The organism is Tateyamaria sp. syn59 (assembly GCF_007995245.1).
Lineage (GTDB): Bacteria > Pseudomonadota > Alphaproteobacteria > Rhodobacterales > Rhodobacteraceae > Tateyamaria.
Map to the genome: position 1 here is coordinate 120,544 of NZ_VCBA01000004.1, position 23,148 is coordinate 143,691.

Consider the following 23,148-nt stretch of genomic DNA (forward strand, 5'->3'; position numbering starts at 1 on the left):
GGGGAAGGCGCGGCACGCGCCGAGTGCAGCCCCCCCCCCGAAGTCGTAAGGCGCATCTTGATGCGCCCCTTCCAGATGCGTATGAACAAAGTATGAACACGTGTGATCTCACCCTCGCTGGCACAGCACTAAAAGCGCTCGGTTCCGGCGCCCTCTACTGGCCCGAGCAAGCGCTCCTCTGCGTCTCCGATCTACACCTCGGCAAAGCCGAACGCATGGCCCGCCGCAACGGCACACATCTTCCCCCCTACGAGACTCGCGACACACTCACCCGCCTCGCCGCCGACCTCGAGGCAACCAATGCCCGCACCGTCATCTGCCTCGGCGACAGCTTCGACGACCTCACCGCCGCCCGCAGTCTGCCCGAGGACGAACGGCTCTGGATCGCGCGCCTGCAAGCAGGCCGCCGATGGATCTGGATCGAAGGCAACCACGACCCCGGCCCCATCGAGTTTGGCGGCACGCATCTCGCAGACCTGACCCTCGGCCCGCTCACCTTCCGCCACATCGCCGAACCCGGCGCCAGCGGTGAAGTGTCGGGCCATTACCACCCCAAGGCCACGCTGCAGACCCGCGCCCGCGCCATCTCGCGCCCGGCCTTTTTGATCGACAGTGACAAGCTGATCCTGCCCGCTTACGGCACCTATACCGGCGGGCTTCGCACTGATGACATGGTGCTGACCAACCTCATGCGTCCCGACGCCAGCGCCATCCTGACAGGCCCAAAACCAGTGCAAGTGCCCATGCCGCGCGGGGCCGCATGAAGGACCGGATCGCCGCCAGCTTCGCCAAACAAAGCATGATGCAGACCTTTGGCGCTGCGCTGGATCATGTAGCGGACGGCAATGTCACACTCTCCGCCCCAATCCTGCCCGGCAGCCGCCAGCAACAGGGCTTTGCGCACGCCGCCCTTACCTTCCGCCTTGGCGACAGCGCGGCAGGCTACGCGGCGCTCACGACCATCCCAAAAGATCAGGACGTCGTCACGGCAGAGATCAAAATCAACCTCACCGCCCCCGCAATCGGCGACCGCCTGATCGCAAAAGGCCGGGTCATCAAACCCGGCCGCCGCCTCATCGTGGTCACCTCAGAGGTATTTGCGCTCAACAACGGCATAAAAACCCTTGTCGCCATCCTTCAAGGCACCATGGTTCCGGTGCAAGCGTAAGGCGGGTTCTGATCCGCCTCAGGCCGTCAGCCCCTCTGGCTCAGCCAACCCATTGGCGCGGCAACACGCTGTCACGGTGTTGGCCAGCAAACAGGCAATGGTCATCGGCCCAACCCCACCAGGCACAGGCGTGATGGCCCCCGCAACCTCGGCACAGCTGTCATAATGGCAGTCGCCAACAAGCCGCGTTTTACCTTCGCCCTTCTCGGGCGCATCAATCCGGTTGATGCCCACATCGATCACGGTTGCGCCGGGCTTGATCCACTCGCCCGTCACCATCTCGGGCCGCCCCACAGCGGCCACAACCACGTCCGCACCGCGCACGACATCCTGAATGTCCTTGGTCCGCGAATGCGCAATGGTCACGGTGCAGCTGTCGTTCAGCAAAAGCTGCGCCATCGGCTTGCCCACGATGTTCGACCGGCCAATGACGACGGCATTCAGCCCCGAAAGCGACCCGTGATGATCGCGCAGCATCATCAGGCAGCCCAGCGGCGTACAAGGCACCATCGACTTCTGCCCAGTCCCCAGCAAACCAACATTCGAGATATGGAACCCGTCCACATCCTTGGCCGGGTCAATCGAGTTGATGACCAGATCCTCGTTCAAATGCCCGGGCAGCGGCAATTGCACCAGAATACCGTGGATCTCCGGATCCTCGTTCAGCGACTTCACAACGGCCAGCAGGTCTTCTTCGGAGGTGTCCGCATCCAGCTTATGCTCGACGCTCTTCATCCCGACCTCGACCGTCATCTTGCCTTTCGAGCGGACATAGACCTGGCTCGCCGGGTCTTCGCCCACCAGCACAACCGCAAGACCGGGTGTGATGCCATGCGCCTCTTTCAGGCGGGCCACATGGTCGGCCACCTGGCCCCGTACCTTGGCCGCAAAGGCCTTTCCATCAATCACAGTCGCGGTCATGCAGGTCGTCTCTCCTTGGATTATCGGACGAAATTCACCTGATGCGCCCAGGTTTCGCCATCGCTGATCACCAGCGTGTCGAATTCCATCAGTTGCAACAGGTCGAAGAAGGTCGCTACGAATTGCAGCTCTTGCGCGCGGAAAAAGTCGTTGTTGCGCATGTTGGATGTCATCTGCGCCAGCACGGCGCGGGCACGGAATAGCGTGGAAAACACGTCATCGTCGAGGGCGATGACATTCAGATGCTTTGCATCCTCCCCCTTGGCAAAGAACACAAAACGCGGGCTTTCCGGGGCTGCCAGCTGCGCGACGGTCAGGTTGGTCACGAACTCGACGCGCACACCCTTGCTGGACTGCGGCGCTTGCCGGATCACACGTGTGAAATCCTCGGTCGAGGTCACGTCGGGGTAGTAGTACCCCTCGTACCGCTCTTGTGCATGGGCAGCGGTCGTCACGAAAACTAAGGCTGCAACAAAGGCAAGCAATCTGGTCATAGGTTATCCTCCAAATGATGGAGATACGCTGACCGCGCAAGCGGCACCGGGTCAATCGACTTTCGGCCCCGTCATCGCATTGTGACGCGGCCGAGAGGTAGTTTGGCTCAGAACAGCCCTTCGATCTGGCCGTCATCGTTCAGCATGATGCTTTCGGCTGATGGCACGCGCGGCAGGCCCGGCATGGTCATGATCTCACCGCAGACCGCGACGATGAACCCGGCACCAGCACTCAGACGCACCTCACGCACGGGCACCGAATGGCCCGTGGGCGCACCGCGCAGGTTTGGATCGGTCGAGAACGAGTACTGTGTTTTCGCCATGCAGACCGGCAGATGGCCATAGCCCTGCTCTTCCCACAGCTTCAGCTGATCGCGGATCTTCTTATCCATCAGCGCCTCGTCCGCGCGGTAGATGCGCTTGGCGATGGTCTGGATCTTCTCGGCGAGCGGCATGTCATCCGGATAGATAGGAGAGAAGTTGGCCGTGTCAGCATCTGCCAGCTCCGCCACCTTAGTCGCCAGATCGGCAGAACCTTCCGATCCCAGTTCCCAGTGGCGCGACAGGATGGCCTCGGCCCCTTGCTCGGCCACGAAGTCCTTGACCGCTTGGATCTCTGCATCGGTGTCGGTGACAAAATGGTTGATCGCCACGACCACCGGCACGCCAAAGGATTTGAGGTTCTCGATGTGACGGCCCAGGTTCGGGCAGCCCGCCTTCACGGCGTCCACATTCTCAGCGCCCAGATCAGCCTTGGCCACGCCGCCGTTCATCTTCATCGCACGTACGGTGGCCACACAGACAACAACGGAGGGCGCGAGGCCCGCCTTGCGGCATTTGATGTTCATGAATTTCTCAGCACCGAGGTCCGCACCAAAGCCCGCCTCAGTCACGACATAATCCGTCAGCTTCAGCGCCGTGGTCGTGGCGATCACCGAGTTACAGCCGTGCGCGATGTTCGCGAATGGGCCACCGTGAACGAAGGCCGGGTTGTTCTCCAGCGTCTGCACGAGGTTCGGCTGCATCGCGTCCTTCAGCAGCACGGTCATCGCCCCATCCGCCTTGATGTCGCGGACAAAGACAGGGCTGCGGTCGCGCCGATAGGCCACGATCATATCGCCCAGACGCTTCTGCAGGTCCTTGAGGTCTTTGGCCAGACACAGGATCGCCATAACCTCGGACGCGACAGTGATGTCAAACCCGGCTTCCCGCGGGAAACCGTTTGCCACACCGCCCAAAGATGCGGTGATCTGGCGCAACGCACGATCATTCATATCAACCACACGGCGCCACACAACGCGGCGGGTGTCGATCTCAAGCTCATTGCCCCAGTAGATATGGTTGTCGATCATCGCCGAAAGCAACGAGTGGGCCGAGGTGATGGCGTGGAAGTCGCCCGTGAAGTGCAGGTTCATCTCTTCCATCGGCACGACCTGGGCATAGCCGCCACCAGCGGCCCCACCCTTCATGCCGAAGTTCGGGCCAAGCGACGCCTCGCGGATACAGACGCAGGCGTTCTTGCCGATGCGGTTCAGACCGTCACCCAGACCCACGGTCGTGGTGGTCTTGCCCTCGCCCGCAGGGGTGGGGTTGATGGCGGTCACAAGGATCAGCTTGCCGTTCGCGCGGTCCTGCACCGAGTTGATGAAGGATTGGCTCACCTTCGCCTTGTCATGGCCATAGGGCAGCAGGTCGGCACTTTCGATGCCCAGCTTGGCACCGATCTCCTGGATCGGCTTCTTGTTCGCCTCGCGCGCGATTTCGATGTCGGATTTGTAGGCCATGATGCTCTCCGCAGTCCTTGGATTGGGCACGTCTTTCGTGGCCTGCATACAGGCGCATGCCTAGGGGTCATGCGCGCGATTCCGACATTTTGGACGATATCAGCGGCCCAATTGGAACCAAGGGTTTCATTTCGGAAACGATGGGAACGCCCGCGAAACCTATGACGTGCCGCGTCAGCCTGCGCGCGCGGCCTCAAGATGCGACCATACGGGTTGGTCCGGCACATGCAGCGTCAGCACATCGCCCACGGCCAACGGCCCGCCATGCTCGACCCACGCCGTCACCCCGCGCCGTCCCTTCGCCGCAGGCTTATAGCGCGCGCCGAACCCTTCGGCCTCCACCTCGATCTCCTTGCCGGGAAAGATGCAGGGGCGGTTTTCGATATCGATGGCAATGCCCACACCGCTTTCCGACATCAGGCGCGAGGCAGGCGGGACGTGGGTGAAATCGGGAATACCCTCGATCACTAGCGATGCGCCGACCCAGGACGGGTCGATCCGCTCCAAACCCATGGCCTCAGCCGTCAGCGCAAGTTCTTCGGCGCTGACGATACACAATTGACGCGTATTCCTGATCTCGGTGCCCGGTGTGTACTGGCTGCGCACACGGGCGCAGGACGGACGGGTTGGCCCGCCATGATCTTCGCCCGGAAAGCCGTCCAACGTGACCTGGACCGCATCCGCAGGAACCGCCCGCAGGCTCACGGCACGGCTTGGAACATGGCCCAGCCAAGTGATGGTTCCGGTAAAAGACGTGGGCTTCAACGCAGGCATGATCGTGACCTTTTCGAAATTCTGACACCGCGCACTAAAAGGCCCCGCACGCGGCGGGGCCAATGACTTTTTGTGACGCTGATTTCAGCAAATGGAATGTCAGGTCGGTTCCGGTTCCATGCCACCATCGCCGGAAGGGCCGGACTTCTTCTTGGCCTTGGGGATGGCGGTGAGGCTCGGCTTCTTGTCCTCGACCTTGGACCCACCCTCATCATCGTCGGGCGCATGCGGGGGATCGCCGCGCATCACGCGCTCGATCTCTTCGCCGGTCAGGGTCTCGTACTCCAGAAGGCCCTGCGCCAAACGCTCGAACTCTTCCTCGTTTTCCTGGATGATCTTGCGCGCCAGTTCATAACCGTCCTGGATGAACCGCTGCACTTCCTGTTCCACCAACTCCTTGGTGTTGGCCGAGACGGAAAAGCCCATCGTGTTGCCCTGATAGCCCTGGGCCGCTTCGGAATAGTCAATGTTGCCGACCTTGTCCGACATGCCCCATTGCAGGACCATCGCACGGGCCAGGGCCGAGGCTTGCATGATGTCGCCAGCCGGACCATTGGACACCTGATCCTCACCATATTTCAGGATCTCGGCCGCCTTACCGGCCATGGTCATGGCCAAACGCTGGTGGCATTCGTCCTTGAACATGTTCAGCCGGTCCATCTCGGGCAGGCTCATCACCATACCCAGCGCACCACCGCGCGGAATGATCGTCGCCTTGTAGACGGGATCACACTTGGGCAGCAGGTGCCCGACCAGCGCGTGCCCGGCCTCGTGATAGGCGGTCATTTCCTTCTGTTCCGGTGTCATGACCATGCTGCGGCGCTCCGGCCCCATCATGACCTTGTCCTTGGCGCTCTCAAAGTCGACCATGGTGACGAAGCGGCGGCCCACACGTGCGGCCATCAATGCCGCCTCGTTCACGAGGTTCGCCAGATCAGCACCCGAGAAGCCCGGCGTCCCGCGTGCAATGATGCGCAGATCAACATCGGGGCCAAGCGGCGTCTTGCGCGCATGCACGCCCAAAATCTTCTCACGACCCTTGATGTCGGGATTGCCCACGGTCACCTGACGGTCGAAACGGCCCGGACGCAGCAGCGCAGGGTCCAACACGTCCTTACGGTTGGTCGCCGCGATGATGATCACGCCTTCGTTGGCCTCGAACCCGTCCATCTCAACCAGCAGCTGGTTGAGGGTCTGCTCCCGTTCGTCATTGCCGCCGCCATAGCCGGCGCCACGATGGCGACCCACGGCGTCAATCTCGTCGATAAACACGATACAGGGCGCGTTCTTCTTCGCTTGCTCGAACATGTCACGCACACGCGACGCACCCACACCCACGAACATCTCAACAAAGTCAGAACCGGAGATGGTGAAGAACGGCACGCCTGCTTCCCCAGCCACAGCACGGGCCAGCAGCGTCTTACCAGTGCCGGGAGGGCCCACGAGCAGCGCGCCCTTGGGGATCTTGCCGCCCAGACGCGAGAATTTCTGCGGGTTGCGCAGGAACTCAACGATCTCGTCCAACTCGTCCTTGGCCTCGTCAATGCCGGCCACATCATCAAAGGTCACACGCCCATGCTTTTCGGTCAGCATCTTGGCCTTGGACTTGCCAAAGCCCATGGCGCCACCTTTGCCGCCGCCCTGCATCCGGTTCATGAAGTAAACCCAGACACCGATCAGCAGCAGGAAGGGCAGCAGCGAGATGATAAAGGTCTGGAAGCCCGACTGCTGTTGCGGCTCCACCTGCACCGGCACCTCGTTCGCGATCAGCAGGTCGGTCACAGCGGCGTCTTCGGGCTTGATGGTCACGAACTCTTCGGACCCGCGGCGGAAGCGCACCTGTTCACCGTCCAGCGTAGCGGATGTCACAGTGCCATCTTCAACGGCGCTCACAAACTCGGAATAGGTGATCTCGCGGCTTTGCAGCGTGTTGCCCGACCCGCCAAACAGGTTGAACAGCGCGAGGATCAGCAGAAACAGTACAACCCAGAAGGCGATATTACGTGCATTTCCCAAGGAAAATCTCCTGATTTCACCGGCGCACGACCTCCGCGCGCACCGTTTCACCTAAGATAGCTATGCCGCGCACATGTTCAATGAGATAAAAGTGCGGCGAAAAAGGCATCTTTGCCGCCGTCCAGCTCTGCCGTCCACTCATCGTCGAACCCGACGAACGGGGCCGCGACCAGTTCATCGTTGTACCAAACCGCAGGGGACGCAGCGAGCGCCGCGCGCGGCAAACCAATCTCGCGCCACCCGTCGATGCCTGCCAACGCCTCGTATCCCAGCGGGCGCACCTCCAGATCCGGGTCGTCTTCGGGCCCTGTGATCAGCCAGCGGTCATCCCACATGTCGCCCACTTCACAGACCATGTCCTTGACCGCGTTCAACTCGCGGAACACCCAGATCATCCCGTTTTCGACACAGACCTGGCAGCCATCCAGTGTCGCACTCTGACCTGTGCGCACGGCGGCAATGGCGCGCGCCACCGGCTCCTTGCGCGGCGGGTAGGTGTGTTGCGAGGTCCAGCCGAGCGTGTGCACCATCAACCGGCGGGCGATTTCCTGGGGCAGCAGACGGAACTTGGCCAGGTCAATGGCGATGACCCCGTGGATCACCTGCGCCATGTCCTGTGCCGCCAAAAAGGTTTGCCAATCAAGGGCTTCGCGGCTGCGCGCCATGTGATCAGCCACCTCGACCAGCGTCTCGGCCCTGATGCCCAGCGTGCCCAGAATGGTGAGTGCATCACGCACGCGCACCCGTTCGAACTGGCGCGACTGGTTGCTGGGATCCTCGCACCACGCAATCTGCGCCGCGCGCAGGTAGTTGCGCAGCGCCGACCGCTCGATGCCCAGAAACGGGCGCACCCAGGTGATCCCATGGCGGACCCGGCGCGCGGCCATGGCGCTCAACCCGTCGACACCCGCCCCGCGGGCAAGGCGCATCAGAAACGTCTCGGCCTGATCATCAGCCGTGTGGCCCAGCGCGACGATGCCAATCCGGTTGGCATAGGCCCAGTCCGCAATCAGCTCGTACCGGGCATCGCGGGCCGCAGCCTGCAGATTGCCCTGCCCATCCCAGCCGGTCCAATACTCCACATGATGCGCCAGGTTCCACTTTGAACACAGGTTGGTGACCAGCGCGATTTCCTGCTTGGCCTCCTCGCGCAGACCGTGATCGACCGTGATGACATGCAATTCCACGCCGTTGTCGCGACAATAAGGTACAAGCGCCGCAAGCAACGCCACCGAATCTCCGCCGCCAGACACCGCCGCGCCCAATCTGGCAGGCGGCGCAGCCCCAAGCTGTGCCTCAATCGCAGCGATAAGCGGGGCCAGCATGGATCAGGAGCAGCCGATGTTCTGCATCGCACCCTGAGCATCGGCGATCACGGGCGCACCAGGAAAGCGCACACCGACTTCGGCCAGCGTCACGCAGGCCTCTTGCGTCTGACCCAACCGGCCCAGGGCCGCGCCCAGCTTATAGAGGGCCTCGGCGGCCAGCGGGCCCTCGGGCGACAGAGTAAAGGCCGACAGGTAGGCCCGCGCGCCCTCGCGCACATCGCCCAAGCCCTCAAGGGCATCGCCCCGGCGCACCTCGGCCTCTACTGCGAGGGGGCCACCCGGGTAGGTCTGATTAAAGGTCGCAAACTGGTCCGCGGCGGCTCGAAAGTCACCGGATGCGAGCGCCTCCTGCGCCCGCTCGAAATCTGCTGCCTCCTGCGTGGCCAGTTGCGGGGCATTTGGCGCCGGTTGCTGCGGCGCAGGGGTCACGGCGGGCGCCTCGCCTCCGCCCAACACCGGCGTATCGCCCAAGGCGGCAATGTCGCAGCCAGGCTCCAACTCGCACAGACGGAACTGCAAATCGCCCACCCGGTTGGTGCCATCCGTCACGACGGAATTGATCCGGAACTCCAGCTGCTCGGTCTTGTCGGTCAGGCGGCGCAACTCACGTTCGATGACGTCGACACGATCCAGAACCGAGCCGCCACCGGTCACACCACCGCCAACGCCGCCTGTGGTCGACAACTCACGCTTCAGGCGCTGCACATCGGTGTTCAGCACGATCAACTCCTGCCGAATATCGGCAAGGGTCTGATCCTGCGCCACAGCCGGCGCAGCCAGCGCAAGCGCCACCGCAATCCCTACAAAAAACCGTTTCCCCACGGACATGCCCCTTGTCGTCTCGGCCTACCCGGTCAGGCCGCCTGCCAATACCGTAACAGCGCGACGGTTCTTGGCATAGCAGGCTTCTTCGCTGCACACCTCGATGGGACGCTCCTTGCCGTAGCTGACGACCTGCAAGCGGCCCGGTTGCACACCTTGGCTTACCAAATAGGCGCGGGCCGCATCGGCGCGGCGCGCGCCCAGGGCCAGGTTGTACTCACGCGTGCCCTGCTCGTCGGCATGCCCCTCGATCACGGCAGTGAAATCGGCATTCTGCAGCAGCCACACGGCCTGACCATCCAGCGTCGCGCGGCCCTCGGGCGTCAGCGTGGACTGATCCACGGCAAACAGCACCCGGTCACCCACGGCCTGCTGGAAATACGCGGGCGAAGCGGGATCGGACGCACTGCCCGGCACCACGCCGCCAGTGGCACCGTTCGCAAACGGATCATTCCCTGCCCCGGCACCGCCCAGACGCGCCGGATTGGTACAGGCGGCCACTCCCAGCGCCGCGCACAGCATCAACATGGATGTTCTCAGTTTCATGGCCTCTGCCTCTCTGGTTATCGCGCCGCTCTGGCGGCATCTTATGTTCAGACTATCACGTTCCTCGGTCAGAGGAAAACGCAACCCTTCAATTCTGCAATGGCCCCCAGGACGGGTCCGACCCGCCATCGGGCGTGCGCACCGGGCGCAGATTGCGGCCCGTGATGTCCACGGAATAAAGCGTCGAACGCCCCGCAGCCCCTTGAGTTTCACGCGAAAACATGATGACGCGCCCATTTGGTGCCCATGTCGGCCCCTCATCGAGGAACGACGCCGTCAGCAACCGCTCCTCCGAGCCATCGGTGCGCATCACACCAATGTGAAACCGTCCCTTGGACTGCTTGGTAAAGGCAATGAGATCCCCGCGCGGCGACCACACCGGCGTGCCATAGCGCCCCTCGCCAAAGGAAATCCGCCGCGCCTCGCCACCGCCCGAAGGCATGACATAAAGCTGCTGCGTACCCGACCGGTCGCTTTCAAACACGATCTGTGTGCCATCGGGGCTGAAGCTCGGCGCCGTCTCGATGGCCGGGGTCGAGGTCAGGCGCTGCGACTGGCCCGAATTGACGTCCATCGACCAGATATCAGTATTCGCCCCCTGCGTCAGCGAATAGACCACCGTCTGCCCGTTCGGGGCAAAGCGCGGGGCAAAGCTCATCGTCCCAGGCTGGCTTTCCAGCACCCGGCGCTGCACGCTGCCCACATCCAGAACGTAGATACGCGGAAAGCCCGTCTCGTAACTGGTATAGAGCACCCGGTCGCCCGTGGACGAAAAGCGCGGCGCCAGCACAATGGCCTCCGACCCCGTGAGGTACTGAATGTTCGCCCCGTCATAATCCATGATCGCCAACCGCTTGCGGCGGTCATCCTTCGGCCCCGTCTCGCTGACAAAAACGACGCGGCTGTCGAAATAGCCGGTCTCGCCCGTGATCCGGGAATAGACGACATCGGCCATCTTGTGCGCAATCCGCCGCCATGCATCCGTCGTGCCCGCCAGTTGCAGACCGTCCCCCAGTTCCGCACCGGAGAACACGTCATAGAGGCGGAATTTCACGCTGATCTGGTTGCCGTTCACGCTGACCGCGCCCGCCACGAGGGCCTGCGCGTTGATCGCCTTCCAGTCCGCATATTGCACGGGTGCCGCAAAATCACTGACCTGGCTGATAAAGGCCGATGACGGGATCTCCCGGAAGAGGCCCGTGCCCGTCAGGTCCTCGGCCACGACGCGCGCGATACGCTGGCCCCAATCCCCGGCCGCCCCGCCTTCGGGCACAAGGTCGGGAATGGCGACGGGCAAGGGTTCGATCACCCCTTCAGTGATCTCGATCCGCAAGGGGCCACTCTGCGCCGCCGCCCAGGCAGGCGCCAGACACATCGCGATCAGGAAAAGCACTCGAACCATCATTTGATACGCATCCTTTCGGGATTGAACGTCATCTCAATTTCTTGCCACTGCCCGTACTTCTCGGCAGGCAGGTCATATCCGTCGCGCGTGCAGCGAATGATCGCACGCCGCGCCGCTTCAAAGGCTTGCTGGGCCGCAGCTTGGCTCCCGCCAGAACTCGACGCCAGCGTGATCGACGGGACCACCGGCTTGCCGTCCTGGCTCATGTCCACGGTCACGACGACCGTGGTCTGCAAGGCCTCCGACGACAGCGACCCCACGTTCCAGCAATTCGACACCGCCACGCGTAGCGCATCCTTTTCCCCTGCCGACAGCGGCGGGCCCTGCGGCACCGGGCTTTGATCTTCGGCTCCAGCCAGCGCCTGACGCAAGGCATCGTTGACGTCATCGCTGGTGTCTGCCGGTTCCGCCGCAGGCGTAGGCGCCTCTGGCTCAGGGGCAGGCTCCGCCCTCTGCACCGGCGGGCTGGGCCGCCGCGCGGGCGGACGGATGGAGGAGGTCGGCGCACCCGCAGGCTCCTCCGCCTCGGTCACAATCTCAGTCGTTGCCTCTTCGGGCGCCGTCGCCTCTTGCGCTTCTCGTTGGCTCTCGCCCGTGTCGCTTTCGGTTACAGCATCCTGCTGCACATCATCGGGGGCAGCCTCCGGTTCTGGCGGCGCGACAGGGTCTGGCGCCACACGCTCCGCTGCACGCGGCACAGGGCGCTGCGCGAGGTCTGGAACAACCACCGCCTGATCCTGCGGCGCGGGCTGCACAGGCGCATCATCCGCCACCTCCGGCTCCGGCTCGGGCGCTGGCGGTTCCGGCACAACATCGGGCTCGGGCGCAGGGGTCGGCTCCGGCGGCTCCGCCACAACCGCCTCATCCGGCACCGGTGTTTCGACCGGATCGGGCGCCACATCCGGTTGCACAGGCAAAGCGACATCCGTCACAGTATCCGGGATCGGCCCGCTGGGCATCATCGCCTCGAACGCATCGGACGAGATCACGGATACCTCCGTCACCTCAAACGGCAACGGCTCGGACTGGAAGGACCCGCCAAACAGCATCCAGCCGATCAGGCCCGCATGCCCGATGCCCGATATGACCTGTCCGGTGTTCAAGGGGTTACCCCTCCTCGCCGTCCAGCGTCGGCCCGCCAATATCGGTCACAAGGCCGATGTTCGAAAACCCACCGGCGTTGAGGGCCCCCATCACCTGCATCACCTGCTCGTACGGCACCGCACCATCGGCCCGCAAAAAAACCTGATCCCCGTCACGCTCGGCCGCAATGGCGCGCAAACGGCCAATCAGCTCGTCACGGGCCACAGGCGTGGTCTGAATCTGGATCTCGCCCGTCGCAGTAACCGTGATGGTCAACGGCTCTTCCTGATCGGTCGGCAACGCATTGGCCGCCGTCTCAGGCAGGTTCACCGGCACACCCACGGTCAGCAGCGGTGCCGCCACCATGAAGATAATGAGAAGCACCATCATCACATCGACAAAAGGCGTGACGTTGATCTCCGACATCGGCTGCGCCCGACGGCGGCGGCGGCGCGACCCGCTGCGTTCGTTCTGAATGACACCCGCACCCATGGCTCAGCCGTCCAACTGGCGGCTCAGGATGGTGGCGAACTCGTCCGAGAACGCCTCGTACCCCGCCACGATCCGGTCACTGTCCGCCGTCAGCTTGTTGTAGAAGATCACCGCCGGAATAGCGGCCAACAGCCCCAAACCCGTGGCCAAAAGCGCCTCCGCAATACCGGGTGCCACAACGGCCAGGTTCGTATTCTGCTGCTCCGCAATCTCGATAAAGGCGTTCATGATGCCGATGACGGTCCCAAACAGACCAATAAACGGCGCCGACGACCCCACGGTGGCAAGAATGGTCAGCCCGCCCTGCAGCTTCTCCGCCTCCTTGGCGATCGCGACATCCATGCTGCGGTCAATCCGGCTCGTCGCCCCGGCGATCAGCCCGCCATCCTCGCGATGCGACCGCTGCCACTCGATCATGCCAGCGGCAAACACCTTTTCGGACGCGCCATCGGGCTCCGGCCCGATCTGGTCAAACAGCCCATCCAAGGGCTCGCCGGACCAGAACGCCCGGTCAAACCGGTCGGCCTCCGTCCGCGCGCGGCGGTACACCAGGATTTTTTGAATGATAATGGCCCACGCCCAGAACGAGGCGACGATCAGAATGATCATCACCAGTTTCACCGTCAGGGTCGCGCGCATGAAAAGCCCCCACATCGAGAAATCAACCTCGTGCGCCAGGGCGAGCGCTTCTGCTTCCATACTGCCTGCTCTTTTGTTTGGCCGCTTCTTCGGCTCTTGTCTGGCGCAAAGACTAAGGCAAAGGACAGGGGAAAGCTATCACTTCGGCGTCAGAACACCGGTATTATGTGTTCATTGCGCGGATTTCCGCGGGCAAACGCACCGGTTTTCCGGCCGTTGTCATGGTCACGGCGACCACATGGGCCCGGAACAACACCTGCCCGTCCCGCTGCACCTCCTGATCAAAGGTCCAGCGCACCGGGCTTGCGGCCTGGTGAGTGGTGACAACCTCCAACCGATCCGCCATCCGCGCGGGCGAGATGTAATCCGCCTCCACCCGCGTGACGACAAAGACGAGGCCCTCGGCCCGCATCGCCACCTGATCCAGCCCGCACAACTCGACAATCTCCGACCGCGCCCGCTCGATATAGCGCAGGTAGTTGGCGTAATAGACGACACCGGCCATGTCCGTGTCTTCATAATAAACGGTCAGCGGAAAGCGATGCGGGCTCATGGTGTCTCCGGCCTGTGACGCGACCATAGATCACGACGACCCCGACCTGCGCAAGGCGCACCCGCCGCTCAAATCCCCGCGCTGAAATCGGCCACGAGCGACCGCACCACCTCTTTCAGGGCCTCAGCTTCGCTTGCCCCGGCCTCAAGCGCTTGCCCGTAGACCGCGACCTGCCGCTGTGAACTGGTGCCGCGCTCCAATATCCCGCGCACCTGCCGCAACTCGTCGAGACAGCCGAGATGCGCCGCATGGGGCTCCAACAGCCCAATCAGATCCTCGAGGATGTCGGCAAAGGGCACAATCTCGCCCGCGCCAAAATCAATCAGCCCCTTGGTCAGCCCATAGCGCTGCGCCCGCCACCGGTTCTCCTCGATCAGGAACCGATCATACTGCCGCCACCGCTTGTTCTCGCGGCCCAGCGTATAAAGCATCCGCATCAGGCTCTGCGTCACCGCCGCAATCGCCACCGCATCGTCCAGCCGCGGCACCACATCGCAAATCCGCGATTCCAGCGTCGGAAACTGCCGCGACGGACGCAAGTCCCACCAGATCTTGCTGGCATCCTCGATGATACCGGTGTCGATGATGGTGCCAACAGACCGCTGATATTCCGCGTAGCTCGACAACAGCGGCGGCAGCCCCGTGCGCGGCAGGTTGTCAAACACCGCCAAGCGGTAGGAATGCAGCCCCATCTCCACCCCCTCCCAAAAGGGCGAGGATGTCGATAATGCCAGCAGATGCGGCAGGAAGTACGAAAACTGGTTCAAGAGGTCGATCCGCAGGTCTTCGTCCTCGATCCCCACATGCACGTGCATGCCGCAAATCAGCATCCGGCGCGCCACCCCGGCCAGATCCTTTTCCAACGCGCGGTAGCGTTCCTTGTCCGTGAACTCCTGCTCCTGCCACTCAGCAAACGGATGCGTCGACGCCGCCACAGGCTCCAGCCCGTACGCGTTGCAGCACGCCTTCACGGTGCGCCTCATATCCGCCAGATCCGCCCGCGCCTCGGCAATCGTCTTGCACACGCCCGTGCCAACCTCGATCTGGCATTGCAGGAATTCAGGGCTCACCTTATCGCCCAGCTTGTCGGCACAGTCCCGCATCAACTCCTCGGGGGCGGCCACCAGATCAAGGGTCGTGGCATCGACGACCAGGTATTCCTCTTCGATGCCAAGTGTGAACGACGGTTCGCTGCGCGCCATAGCCAAGTCTCCGTAAACGCGGATCGACAGGGACCGGACCCGCCGGTGATCAACACATAAGGTGTCGCTCCGTTCCGCCAATCATCGGCCATCATGAGGATGCAGGTCAAAGGGCAATCTCAGCGACAGCGCACCGGAGCGGACAGACAAAAGAGCCACGGAAAGCACTTCAGGATGGGACGTGACCGCTCAGAATGTTTTGGGTTGGACCTGTCTCTGTTCGCGGCGCGACCGGCTGCGCCGCTGCAGGTTTGATCCCGCAAGAGTGCCAAAAGCCATCAACCGCACCGGATCGTGCGTCAGTCTGCGCCACAATGGTTAATTTCGTCGAAATCCACCGCGCGCTGTCCCAAGCCATTGAAGTCGGGTACAAATCACAGGGCGGTAAAGATCCCCTAAGTGCAATGAACCCCTTGTCCCCGCGGGGACAAATCGCCGTCCCCGCGGGGACACCGGCAATTTGGCGCCGTTCCGGATGAACGCCAAGCCTTTGCAGACCCCTTCGACTTGCCTAAGATTCCGCCCAGCAGTCACAAAAACACAGGCACCCGACATGACCCTCACCCGCAGAACGCTCCTGCTCGGCTTAGGTGCCGTCACCCTCTCCGCCTGCGCCGACGCCGTGCCCACAGGCAGCAGCGCGCCGGCGGGCCTGCCCCCCGACCTGCGCCCTGCCCCGAACGCGGCCTATGACGCCTGGGTCGCCAGCTTCCGCAGCCGCGCGGCATCGCAGGGCATTTCTCAATCCACGCTGAACGCCGCCTTCCGCGACGCCGGCTACCTGCCCGGCGTCGTGCGCCGCGACCGCAACCAGACCGAGTTCACGCGCACGCTCGAAGACTACCTCTCCATCGCCGCCTCGGACGAGCGCATCTCCAAAGGCCGCGCCGCCTTCGACCGCCACCGCTCGACCCTCAACGCAGTCGAGGCACGCTACGGCGTGCCCGCCAACATCGTCACCGCCATTTGGGGTCTGGAAAGTTTCTACGGCGAACGGCGCGGCGACGTGCCTGTCATCTCCGCCACCTCGACCCTCGCCTTTGACGGCCGACGTGGCGCGTTCTTTGAAAAGCAGCTGATCGAGGCACTGCGCATCCTGCAATCGGGCGACGTGACACCTGCCAACATGACCGGCTCATGGGCAGGCGCTATGGGACACACGCAGTTTATCCCGACGTCCTACCAAGCGTTCGCCGTGGATTTCACTGGCGACGGGCGGCGCGACATCTGGTCCGAAGATCCATCTGACAGCCTCGCCTCCACCGCCGCGTACCTCTCGCGCAACGGCTGGCAGTCGGGTCAAAGCTGGGGTCGCGAGGTGACGGACGGCAGCGCCTCGGGCAACATCATCCAGCCCCAACCGGGTGGCCCACGCTTTGCCGTGACGCGCAACTTCCGGGTTATCAAGACCTACAACAACTCCGACAGCTACGCCATCGGCGTCGGCCACCTCGCCGACCGCATCGCAGGCGGAGGCCCCTTGCGAGGGAGCTTCCCACCGGACCGGTTCGGACTGACCAAAGACGATCGCATTGACCTCCAGCGCCGCCTGACTGCGCGCGGGTTCGACACCGAAGGCGCAGACGGCGTGATCGGCAACAACACGCGGGCAGCAATCACCGCCTACCAGACGAGCGAAGGATTGGCGGCAACGGGCGATCCCTCGCCGGAGTTGCTGCGCAGATTAGGCGGCTAGCTGCGAGATCCGTCCCCGCGGGGACAGCCTAACTGGCCGCCTGCACCCGCGCACTCAGGCGCAGCGCGTGGGACGGATCATCGGCGCAGACCGGCATCACCGGATCGTAGGCCGCGCGGATCAAGCCTGCGATGTCGGGGCGCAGCACCGTTGTTTCGCCCGCTACGGCGAGCGGGGAACGGTCGCCGAAAGCCAGGTCGGACCAGAGCAGGATGGATTGCACCGTCTGGCTGAGTGCGAGTGTCTCCGCGGGGACAGCGCTCAGGTGCTTGTCCATGCGCAGGAACACGAAACAGGCCTTGATCGCGCCTGCCTCGTCAAAGCGGAAGATGCGATACTGGTTGGCATCTGCAGCCTGCAGGCGCTGCACGAGCGGCGCGAGGTCGGGAACGAGGCGGTCGAGGCCCGGCACCTCGGGCAACTCCGACCAGTCGGAAAAGAAGAACCACATGAAGTTCGAGCCAAGCTCTGGGTCCGTCTCTGCCATTTCATGGCCTGCCAGTTGGCACACGGCCTCGACCGCGCCTTTGATCACGCCGAGGGTTTCGTCCTGCACGCCGAACACCACCGGGGCCAGCGGGCGGCCCCAGCGGGCGAAGGTGTAATCGCCGCTGTCGCGGGTGAAGAGCGCTTCTATATCTTCCGGTCGCATCGTTAACCTTTGATTAATCGAACAAGTCGCCTGTGGGACGCGGTGCTTCGAGTCCCAGATGCCGCCACGCACGTTGGGCGAGCATCCGGCCGCGCGGCGTACGCTGGATCAGGCCCTGTTGCAGCAGGTAGGGCTCAATCACCTCTTCCAGCGCGTCGCGGCTTTCGCTGAGCGCGGCACTGAGGGTTTCGACGCCGACGGGACCGCCGCCATAATGCTCGGCCATCAGCTTGAGATAGCGTCGGTCGGCACCGTCGAGGCCGAGGTGATCGACGCCAAGACGGGTGAGCGCGGCATCGGCCAGTTCGCGGGTCACGCGACCATCGCCATCGACCACGGCAAAATCCACGACCCGGCGCAAGAGCCGCCCGGCGATGCGCGGGGTGCCGCGGGCGCGGCGGGCGATCTCTCGCGCGCCGCCTTCGTCCGCCGGGGCGCCAAGGGTGCGGGCGTTGCGTTCGACAATCGTGAACAACTCATCTTCGGTATAGAATTGCAGGCGTGTCGGGATGCCGAAACGGTCGCGCAAGGGCGTGGTGAGCAAGCCCATGCGGGTCGTGGCGCCCACCAGTGTGAAGGGTTGCAATTCGATGCGGACGGTGCGGGCGGCGGGGCCTTCACCGATCACGAGGTCCAGTTCGAAGTCTTCCATCGCAGGATAGAGCACTTCCTCGACCGCCGGGTTGAGGCGGTGGATTTCGTCGATGAAGAGAACATCGCGCGCTTCAAGATTGGTGAGGATGGCGGCGAGGTCACCCGCCTTGGCCAGCACGGGACCGGAGGTCATGCGGAAGTTCACGCCCAATTCGCGCGCCATGATCTGGGCGAGCGTTGTCTTGCCCAGGCCGGGGGGGCCGTGGAACAGGGTGTGGTCCATCGCCTCGCCCCGCTGTTTCGCGGACTGGATGAAGACGCGCAGGTTGGCGCGCGCCTCGGCCTGGCCCACGAAATCCTCAAGAAGCTGTGGACGCAGCGCTCGGTCGAACCCACCCGCGTCATCGTCAGGCAAGGGCGCACCGCGCAAGGTCGGATCGGAGGCGTCGGTCATGGTGTCCTCATCGTAAGGCGGAGGTGTCCTCCGCCCCACCCTCTACCCTTTCGGAGCCAGGAGTTTCAACGCGGCGCGGATGAGCGCGGGGGTGTCGGCCTGCGGGTCCTCGCCTGCGGCTTGTGCTACAGCGGCGGCCGCATCGGAGGGGCCGTAGCCAAGGTTGCCGAGGGCCGAGAGTGCATCGGCTTGTGCAGAGGATGGTGGGGTGGCGACGGGCATTGGCTCAATAACGTCGGCTTCGGCTGGGGCGTCACCTGTGGCTTCGGCCACTGTGCCGCCCATTGCCATGACCGAGGGTGCCTTATCCTTGAGGTCGAGCACGACGCGCTGCGCGATCTTGGGACCGATGCCCTTGGCGGCCTTGACCGCGTTCCAGTCCCCGAGCGCAATGGCGCGGCTGACGCCATCGGGGCCGAGCGTGCCCTGGATGGCGAGCGCGGCCTTGGCGCCAACGCCCTGCACAGACATCAGTAGGCGGTGCCATTCCTTTTCCACGAGCGTCTGGAAGCCGAAGAGTTGCATGAGATCCTCGCGCACCACGAGGTCGGTGAAGAGCGCGCAGGCCTGGCCCACGGGTGGGAGCGCAGCAAGCGTGCGGTCGGAGCAATAGACGATGTAACCCACGCCGCGCACGTCGATCAGGACGTGATCGGTGGACTTATAGTCGATGCGGCCCGAGAGTTTCCCGATCATGCGCGCGCCCGTGCGACAGCGGCAGCGAGCCCTTGTCCAGCCCCGTGATGGGCGTGGCAGATGGCGATGGCGAGCGCGTCGGCGGCGTCTGGCCCTGCGATCTGCACGCCGGGCAGTTGCACGCGAACCATGTGCGCGACCTGGCGTTTGTCAGCGTGGCCGACACCGACGACCGTTTTCTTGACAGCGTTCGGAGCGTATTCGCCGACGCTGAGCCCTGCGCGGGCGGGGGCCAGCATCGCGATCCCGCGCGCCTGACCGAGTTTCAGGGTGCCCGCGCCGTCCTTGTTCACGAAGGTCTGTTCGACGGCCGCCGTGTCAGGCGCGTGGTCCGCGATGACGGCGCTGATCTGGTCAAAGAGGCTGAGCAGGCGCAGGGACAGGTCATCGCCCGCTGAGTTGCAGATGCCGTTGGCGACGTGCCGCAGACGCGGACCATCGGCGTCGATGATGCCCCATCCCATGTGGCGCAAGCCGGGGTCGATGCCCAGAATTCGCATGATGTGCCGCCCTCGCCCGTGTGCATTTCGCTTTTTTCTTGGCGTAGCACGAAAGGCGAACATCCGCCAAGGGTTAACAATGGCAGGCCGTTTGCGACATGAGGGTTGTCCGTTTTCGACATTGGTCCACTTGGGTCGTCGATAACAGGCGGTGCAAGCAGCTGAAATTGCGGCATGTGCAAAAACTTTCGCCATTTTTCCATATGGTTACAGCATTAACTTGGCATGCAAAAAACGCATATCACGTATGAGATTTGACAACTTGTGGCGGGTTTTCATCGCGCCTAAATGCGCAGCACAACGCCGAAGAGTTCGGCATAACCATATCGAAAAAGGACTGCTGCAATGGCTGCTTTCGACACCACCCGCCCCGCGTATGGCGCTGCCCCCGTTGCAGGCCAATTCAAAGGCTTTGTTTCCAACCTGATCGCCCAAGTGGTGGCCTGGAACGACGCCCGTGTGACCCGCAACGCCCTGAACGCCCTGACTGACCGTGAGCTTGAAGATATCGGCCTGGTCCGTGGCGACATCGATGACGTGGCAAACCGCCACTAAGACGTCTCTCCTCCCCGAGACTGGACGCGCTGTGCAAACAGCGAAAGCCGCGGACCCGATTGGGGTGCCGCGGCTTTTCTTTGGAGGGTCGTGCGAGTTACTTGATGAAGGGGTCGATGAAGCCTGCGATAAACTGCGTCACGTCGTCGGCCTGCATCAGTGTTGAACCGAGCTGTTCGAGATACGCGCCCTGCTGCAGCTTGGCGACCCGTTCGTTGTAGGTGATGTCGCCCAGCGAGGCGAACATGATGGCCTTGAACACAAAAAAGCCCGCCACGAGGGCCAGCAGTCCGCGCGCGGGTATGTTGGGGCGATAGCGACGGCGGGGTTGGACAACGATCAGTCCGTCACCGCGCAACCGCGTGGTGTATCCGTTGGACATGGCCGCGTGTTTGCGGCCCAAGCCTGTCAGGCGCTTGCGAAAGTGTTGTTGAGTCTCGACCATGCGGCAGCCTCGTGAACTCTGAACCAGCCCCCACCGGATTCAAACGACTAGATGCCTGCGAAATGTGGCAAAATCTGGGCAAATGCGTCAAAAGCCGTTAAAAACCCTGGCGAATTAGGGCGTCTTTTGCAGCGTGAGGGTCGTCCATTCACCAATCTCTTCACGGTGGCTCAGACTGTTTCCGTGCTGGGTATAGTGAGCCACCACGTCGTTCGCCTGTTCGTTGAGGATGCCCGATAGAATCGCGTGCCCGCCGGATGTGAGCCGTTCGGACAGGTCGGGCGCCAGCGCGATCAGGGGCCCCTTGAGGATATTGGCGAAGATCAGATCGAATGGACCGGCGAGATCGGGGTGGTCGAAGCCTGCGGCCTCGGCCAGTTTGACCCGGCTCTCCATGTCGTTCGCGTGCAGGTTGGCACGGGCCACGTCCACGGCTTGGGCGTCGATGTCGCTCGCGATGATGTCGGCGTCCCAGATTGCGGCCGCACCCATGGCCAGCACCGCGGTGCCACAGCCGATGTCGGCCACTTTGTCCGCCGTCACACCGGCATCCGCCAGCCGGTCGAGCGCCTTGAGACAGCCAAGCGTCGTACCGTGGTGGCCGGTGCCGAAGGCCATCGCCGCCTCGATCAGCAGGGGGTGTTTGTCTGCGGGCACTCTGTCTGCGTCGTGGGAGCCGTAGACGAAGAAGCGCCCGGCCTCGACCGGGGCAAGCTCGCGTTTGACATGGGCGACCCAGTCGGTTTCGGGCAGTTCGGAGACGGTGAAGGGTTTTGCGTCCATCGCTGTTGTGAGGAGCAAGAGGGCGGTGTCGTCGGGACGGTCGGTGAAATAGGCACCGACTTCCCAGAGGCCGCTGTCATCTTCGACCTCAAAGACGCCGATACCTGTCGGTTCGGGATCGAGGTTTTCGAGGGCTACGCCAAGCGCTTCAGCCTGCGCCTTGCCGTTGAGCGTGGTGAGGGCGGTCCATGTGGGCATGATCGTCTCCGTTGCCGTTGCGCGGAGCCTTAGCGGCGCGCGCCTACCCGGGCAAGCGATCTATTCCGCCGGTGTTGGCAGTGCGCCAGTGAGCCGGGTTTCATGCCCCGGCACAGGGTGGCGCGGGATCAGGAGGGCGAGGCAAAGTGAGGTGGCGGCCATGCCTGCCGCCAACAAAAAGACTGCGCCGGGCGAGAAGAGCCAGAGGAGGCCCAGGGGCACGGGCAGGCCCACGGCTGCGATGTGGTTGATGGTGAAGGCCACGGCCGCCGTCGGCGCGATGTCGGCGGGGTCGGCGATTTTCTGGAAGTAGGTTTTGAGCGCCAGGGCGAGGCCGAAGAAGATGTGATCGAGCACGTAGAGGACCGCCGCGATCATCAGGCCCCAGCCCATGAAGTAGACACCACCGTAGGCCAGGAAAACACAGACGAGGCCTGCATATTCAAAGATCAAAGCCTTTTGCTCGCCAAAGCGGGCGACGATGCGGCCCAGCAGCGGTGCGACAAGGATGTTGACCATCAGGTTGATGAGGTAGAGCGCGGTCAGCTCGTGGACTTCGAAGCCGAACTTTTCGACCATCATGAAGCCCGCGAACACCATGAAGATCTGCCGCCGCGCGCCCGACATGAATTGGAGCGCATAGTAGAGCCAGTAGCGGCGGCGCAGGACGAAGGTCTTGAGTTGTGGGGTGGGTGCCTCGAACTGCGGGTAGGCGAACATCGCAATGATCGCGATGGCCGCGGTGATACCGCCGCCCACCATGTAGACGGTGTTGTAGGTCAGACCCAGCGGTTCCCAGAGGATCATGATGACGAAATAGACGAGGAAAGTGGCGGTGGAGCCCGCTGCCATGAGCCAGCCCAGCATTTGGGGGGCGCGGTCCTTGGGCAGCCATTGCAGTTGCAGGGATTGGTTGACCGTTTCGTAGTAATGAAAGCCGATGGACGAGATGAAGGTCAGCGCGAGGATGCCGCCCATCTCCGGGAACTGTGCCGTCAGGGCCGTCGCCACGCCCAGCATGACAAGCGACACGAGCCCCAGCACCTGTTCGCGCATCACCATGATGACGAGGATGACACCGACGGCAAGGAAGCCGGGGATTTCGCGGATCGCATGGAGGAGGCCAATGTCGGCCCCGTCGAAATTCGCGGCGTCCACCACGAAGTTGTTGAGCAGGGCCAGCCAGACCGAGAACCCGATGGGCATAGCGAACGCCATAAGGAACAGCAGCGCCGTGGGGCGCTGCCATCGCGGCAAGGTCTGCGCATTCTGGAGTGTCACATATCTGGCCATCGTCTTGGCTTACGGCCTTTGCATCACAAATACGAGAGCGGAAAGCGCACAAGTG

The 23,148-nt window shown here is 63.3% G+C and carries 25 protein-coding genes; 4 read left to right on the forward strand and 21 right to left on the reverse strand.

The features are described 5' to 3' along the window. Positions 1–92: 92 nt before the first annotated feature. Together pdeM and FD715_RS09200 are read left to right on the forward strand one after the other, a co-directional pair. Positions 93–764: a ligase-associated DNA damage response endonuclease PdeM gene (pdeM, locus tag FD715_RS09195; protein WP_147108517.1), complete on the forward strand. Its 672-nt coding sequence runs from the start codon at positions 93–95 to the stop codon at positions 762–764. Beyond that, complete coding sequence (locus FD715_RS09200; RefSeq protein ID WP_147108520.1) at positions 761–1,168, forward strand: PaaI family thioesterase; 408 nt, start codon at positions 761–763, stop codon at positions 1,166–1,168. The genes pdeM and FD715_RS09200 overlap by 4 nt, the downstream gene beginning before the upstream one ends. A gap of 18 nt (positions 1,169–1,186) precedes the next feature. On the opposite strand, the gene folD is transcribed toward FD715_RS09200, so the two are convergent. The 14 genes from folD to FD715_RS09270 form a co-directional block, all read right to left on the reverse strand. After that, positions 1,187–2,089, reverse strand: coding sequence for a bifunctional methylenetetrahydrofolate dehydrogenase/methenyltetrahydrofolate cyclohydrolase FolD (gene folD, locus FD715_RS09205; protein ID WP_147108523.1), 903 nt, complete (start codon positions 2,087–2,089; stop codon positions 1,187–1,189). A 20-nt stretch (positions 2,090–2,109) separates the two neighbouring features. After that, on the reverse strand, positions 2,110–2,583 hold the full coding sequence (locus FD715_RS09210; protein WP_147108526.1) for a hypothetical protein: 474 nt from the start codon (positions 2,581–2,583) through the stop codon (positions 2,110–2,112). 107 nt (positions 2,584–2,690) lie between these two features. After that, positions 2,691–4,367 (reverse strand): formate--tetrahydrofolate ligase, encoded by a 1,677-nt coding sequence (locus tag FD715_RS09215; RefSeq protein ID WP_147108529.1) that lies wholly within the window; start codon positions 4,365–4,367, stop codon positions 2,691–2,693. A 174-nt stretch (positions 4,368–4,541) separates the two neighbouring features. Next, positions 4,542–5,141, reverse strand: a complete 600-nt coding sequence (locus tag FD715_RS09220) for an MOSC domain-containing protein (RefSeq protein ID WP_147108532.1) — start codon at positions 5,139–5,141, stop codon at positions 4,542–4,544. 99 nt (positions 5,142–5,240) lie between these two features. Further along, positions 5,241–7,157, reverse strand: coding sequence for an ATP-dependent zinc metalloprotease FtsH (gene ftsH / locus FD715_RS09225; RefSeq protein WP_147108535.1), 1,917 nt, complete (start codon positions 7,155–7,157; stop codon positions 5,241–5,243). Positions 7,158–7,234: 77 nt separating this feature from the next. Beyond that, on the reverse strand, positions 7,235–8,482 hold the full coding sequence (gene tilS / locus FD715_RS09230) for a tRNA lysidine(34) synthetase TilS (RefSeq protein ID WP_147108538.1): 1,248 nt from the start codon (positions 8,480–8,482) through the stop codon (positions 7,235–7,237). A gap of 3 nt (positions 8,483–8,485) precedes the next feature. Next, entirely contained in the window at positions 8,486–9,313 is an 828-nt protein-coding gene (locus tag FD715_RS09235) for a tetratricopeptide repeat protein (RefSeq protein WP_147108541.1), read from the reverse strand. 18 nt (positions 9,314–9,331) lie between these two features. Then, the gene (gene pal / locus FD715_RS09240; RefSeq protein WP_147108544.1) at positions 9,332–9,853 is read right to left on the reverse strand and encodes a peptidoglycan-associated lipoprotein Pal; all 522 of its coding nucleotides are present in this window, start codon (positions 9,851–9,853) and stop codon (positions 9,332–9,334) included. 88 nt (positions 9,854–9,941) lie between these two features. Beyond that, complete coding sequence (gene tolB, locus FD715_RS09245; protein ID WP_147108547.1) at positions 9,942–11,258, reverse strand: Tol-Pal system beta propeller repeat protein TolB; 1,317 nt, start codon at positions 11,256–11,258, stop codon at positions 9,942–9,944. Further along, a complete protein-coding gene (locus tag FD715_RS09250; protein ID WP_147108550.1) occupies positions 11,255–12,361 on the reverse strand; it encodes an energy transducer TonB in 1,107 nt (368 codons plus the stop codon). The genes tolB and FD715_RS09250 overlap by 4 nt, the downstream gene beginning before the upstream one ends. A gap of 4 nt (positions 12,362–12,365) precedes the next feature. After that, positions 12,366–12,833, reverse strand: coding sequence for a protein TolR (gene tolR / locus FD715_RS09255; protein ID WP_147108552.1), 468 nt, complete (start codon positions 12,831–12,833; stop codon positions 12,366–12,368). Between the two features lie 3 nt (positions 12,834–12,836). Continuing rightward, positions 12,837–13,532 carry a protein TolQ gene (gene tolQ, locus FD715_RS09260; RefSeq protein WP_147108554.1) on the reverse strand — a complete coding sequence of 232 codons (696 nt, stop codon included), beginning with the start codon at positions 13,530–13,532 and terminating at the stop codon, positions 12,837–12,839. A 103-nt stretch (positions 13,533–13,635) separates the two neighbouring features. Beyond that, complete coding sequence (locus tag FD715_RS09265; protein WP_147108557.1) at positions 13,636–14,025, reverse strand: YbgC/FadM family acyl-CoA thioesterase; 390 nt, start codon at positions 14,023–14,025, stop codon at positions 13,636–13,638. 68 nt (positions 14,026–14,093) lie between these two features. Next, positions 14,094–15,227 carry a carboxylate-amine ligase gene (locus FD715_RS09270; RefSeq protein WP_147108560.1) on the reverse strand — a complete coding sequence of 378 codons (1,134 nt, stop codon included), beginning with the start codon at positions 15,225–15,227 and terminating at the stop codon, positions 14,094–14,096. Positions 15,228–15,780: 553 nt separating this feature from the next. Between FD715_RS09270 and FD715_RS09275 the strand changes: the two genes are divergently transcribed. Then, on the forward strand, positions 15,781–16,923 hold the full coding sequence (locus FD715_RS09275) for a lytic murein transglycosylase (protein ID WP_147108563.1): 1,143 nt from the start codon (positions 15,781–15,783) through the stop codon (positions 16,921–16,923). Between the two features lie 28 nt (positions 16,924–16,951). Here the strand turns inward: FD715_RS09275 and FD715_RS09280 are convergent, their stop codons facing one another. Genes FD715_RS09280 through ruvC form a run of 4 tightly spaced genes read right to left on the reverse strand, consistent with a single transcriptional unit; the run spans position 16,952 to position 19,819 of the window. After that, positions 16,952–17,575: a hypothetical protein gene (locus tag FD715_RS09280; protein ID WP_147108566.1), complete on the reverse strand. Its 624-nt coding sequence runs from the start codon at positions 17,573–17,575 to the stop codon at positions 16,952–16,954. A gap of 13 nt (positions 17,576–17,588) precedes the next feature. Further along, positions 17,589–18,623 (reverse strand): Holliday junction branch migration DNA helicase RuvB, encoded by a 1,035-nt coding sequence (gene ruvB / locus FD715_RS09285; protein ID WP_147108569.1) that lies wholly within the window; start codon positions 18,621–18,623, stop codon positions 17,589–17,591. Between the two features lie 42 nt (positions 18,624–18,665). Continuing rightward, entirely contained in the window at positions 18,666–19,319 is a 654-nt protein-coding gene (ruvA, locus tag FD715_RS09290) for a Holliday junction branch migration protein RuvA (protein WP_147108572.1), read from the reverse strand. Continuing rightward, positions 19,316–19,819, reverse strand: coding sequence for a crossover junction endodeoxyribonuclease RuvC (ruvC, locus tag FD715_RS09295; protein WP_189799449.1), 504 nt, complete (start codon positions 19,817–19,819; stop codon positions 19,316–19,318). The genes ruvA and ruvC overlap by 4 nt, the downstream gene beginning before the upstream one ends. Positions 19,820–20,164: 345 nt before the next feature. On the opposite strand from ruvC, the gene FD715_RS09300 reads away from it, so the two are divergent. Then, positions 20,165–20,374 carry a DUF1127 domain-containing protein gene (locus FD715_RS09300; protein WP_147108575.1) on the forward strand — a complete coding sequence of 70 codons (210 nt, stop codon included), beginning with the start codon at positions 20,165–20,167 and terminating at the stop codon, positions 20,372–20,374. 97 nt (positions 20,375–20,471) lie between these two features. Here FD715_RS09300 and FD715_RS09305 read toward each other — a convergent pair whose 3' ends face one another. The 3 genes from FD715_RS09305 to FD715_RS09315 all read right to left on the reverse strand — a co-directional run bounded on the left by FD715_RS09305 (position 20,472) and on the right by FD715_RS09315 (position 23,093). Next, positions 20,472–20,819 (reverse strand): hypothetical protein, encoded by a 348-nt coding sequence (locus FD715_RS09305; protein WP_147108579.1) that lies wholly within the window; start codon positions 20,817–20,819, stop codon positions 20,472–20,474. A 114-nt stretch (positions 20,820–20,933) separates the two neighbouring features. Continuing rightward, positions 20,934–21,800 carry a 50S ribosomal protein L11 methyltransferase gene (locus FD715_RS09310; RefSeq protein WP_147108582.1) on the reverse strand — a complete coding sequence of 289 codons (867 nt, stop codon included), beginning with the start codon at positions 21,798–21,800 and terminating at the stop codon, positions 20,934–20,936. Positions 21,801–21,860: 60 nt separating this feature from the next. Continuing rightward, complete coding sequence (locus FD715_RS09315) at positions 21,861–23,093, reverse strand: MFS transporter (protein ID WP_147108585.1); 1,233 nt, start codon at positions 23,091–23,093, stop codon at positions 21,861–21,863. Positions 23,094–23,148: the final 55 nt, after the last annotated feature.

Coding starts and splice junctions, on each gene's coding strand:
- pdeM (WP_147108517.1), top strand. CDS start 93: ATGAACACGTGTGATCTCACCCTCGCTGGCACAGCACTAAAAGCGCTC.
- FD715_RS09200 (WP_147108520.1), top strand. CDS start 761: ATGAAGGACCGGATCGCCGCCAGCTTCGCCAAACAAAGCATGATGCAG.
- folD (WP_147108523.1), bottom strand. CDS start 2,089: ATGACCGCGACTGTGATTGATGGAAAGGCCTTTGCGGCCAAGGTACGG.
- FD715_RS09210 (WP_147108526.1), bottom strand. CDS start 2,583: ATGACCAGATTGCTTGCCTTTGTTGCAGCCTTAGTTTTCGTGACGACC.
- FD715_RS09215 (WP_147108529.1), bottom strand. CDS start 4,367: ATGGCCTACAAATCCGACATCGAAATCGCGCGCGAGGCGAACAAGAAG.
- FD715_RS09220 (WP_147108532.1), bottom strand. CDS start 5,141: ATGCCTGCGTTGAAGCCCACGTCTTTTACCGGAACCATCACTTGGCTG.
- tilS (WP_147108538.1), bottom strand. CDS start 8,482: ATGCTGGCCCCGCTTATCGCTGCGATTGAGGCACAGCTTGGGGCTGCG.
- FD715_RS09235 (WP_147108541.1), bottom strand. CDS start 9,313: ATGTCCGTGGGGAAACGGTTTTTTGTAGGGATTGCGGTGGCGCTTGCG.
- pal (WP_147108544.1), bottom strand. CDS start 9,853: ATGAAACTGAGAACATCCATGTTGATGCTGTGCGCGGCGCTGGGAGTG.
- tolB (WP_147108547.1), bottom strand. CDS start 11,258: ATGATGGTTCGAGTGCTTTTCCTGATCGCGATGTGTCTGGCGCCTGCC.
- tolR (WP_147108552.1), bottom strand. CDS start 12,833: ATGGGTGCGGGTGTCATTCAGAACGAACGCAGCGGGTCGCGCCGCCGC.
- tolQ (WP_147108554.1), bottom strand. CDS start 13,532: ATGGAAGCAGAAGCGCTCGCCCTGGCGCACGAGGTTGATTTCTCGATG.
- FD715_RS09265 (WP_147108557.1), bottom strand. CDS start 14,025: ATGAGCCCGCATCGCTTTCCGCTGACCGTTTATTATGAAGACACGGAC.
- FD715_RS09270 (WP_147108560.1), bottom strand. CDS start 15,227: ATGGCGCGCAGCGAACCGTCGTTCACACTTGGCATCGAAGAGGAATAC.
- FD715_RS09275 (WP_147108563.1), top strand. CDS start 15,781: ATGACCCTCACCCGCAGAACGCTCCTGCTCGGCTTAGGTGCCGTCACC.
- FD715_RS09280 (WP_147108566.1), bottom strand. CDS start 17,575: ATGCGACCGGAAGATATAGAAGCGCTCTTCACCCGCGACAGCGGCGAT.
- ruvB (WP_147108569.1), bottom strand. CDS start 18,623: ATGACCGACGCCTCCGATCCGACCTTGCGCGGTGCGCCCTTGCCTGAC.
- ruvA (WP_147108572.1), bottom strand. CDS start 19,319: ATGATCGGGAAACTCTCGGGCCGCATCGACTATAAGTCCACCGATCAC.
- ruvC (WP_189799449.1), bottom strand. CDS start 19,819: ATGCGAATTCTGGGCATCGACCCCGGCTTGCGCCACATGGGATGGGGC.
- FD715_RS09300 (WP_147108575.1), top strand. CDS start 20,165: ATGGCTGCTTTCGACACCACCCGCCCCGCGTATGGCGCTGCCCCCGTT.
- FD715_RS09305 (WP_147108579.1), bottom strand. CDS start 20,819: ATGGTCGAGACTCAACAACACTTTCGCAAGCGCCTGACAGGCTTGGGC.
- FD715_RS09310 (WP_147108582.1), bottom strand. CDS start 21,800: ATGCCCACATGGACCGCCCTCACCACGCTCAACGGCAAGGCGCAGGCT.
- FD715_RS09315 (WP_147108585.1), bottom strand. CDS start 23,093: ATGGCCAGATATGTGACACTCCAGAATGCGCAGACCTTGCCGCGATGG.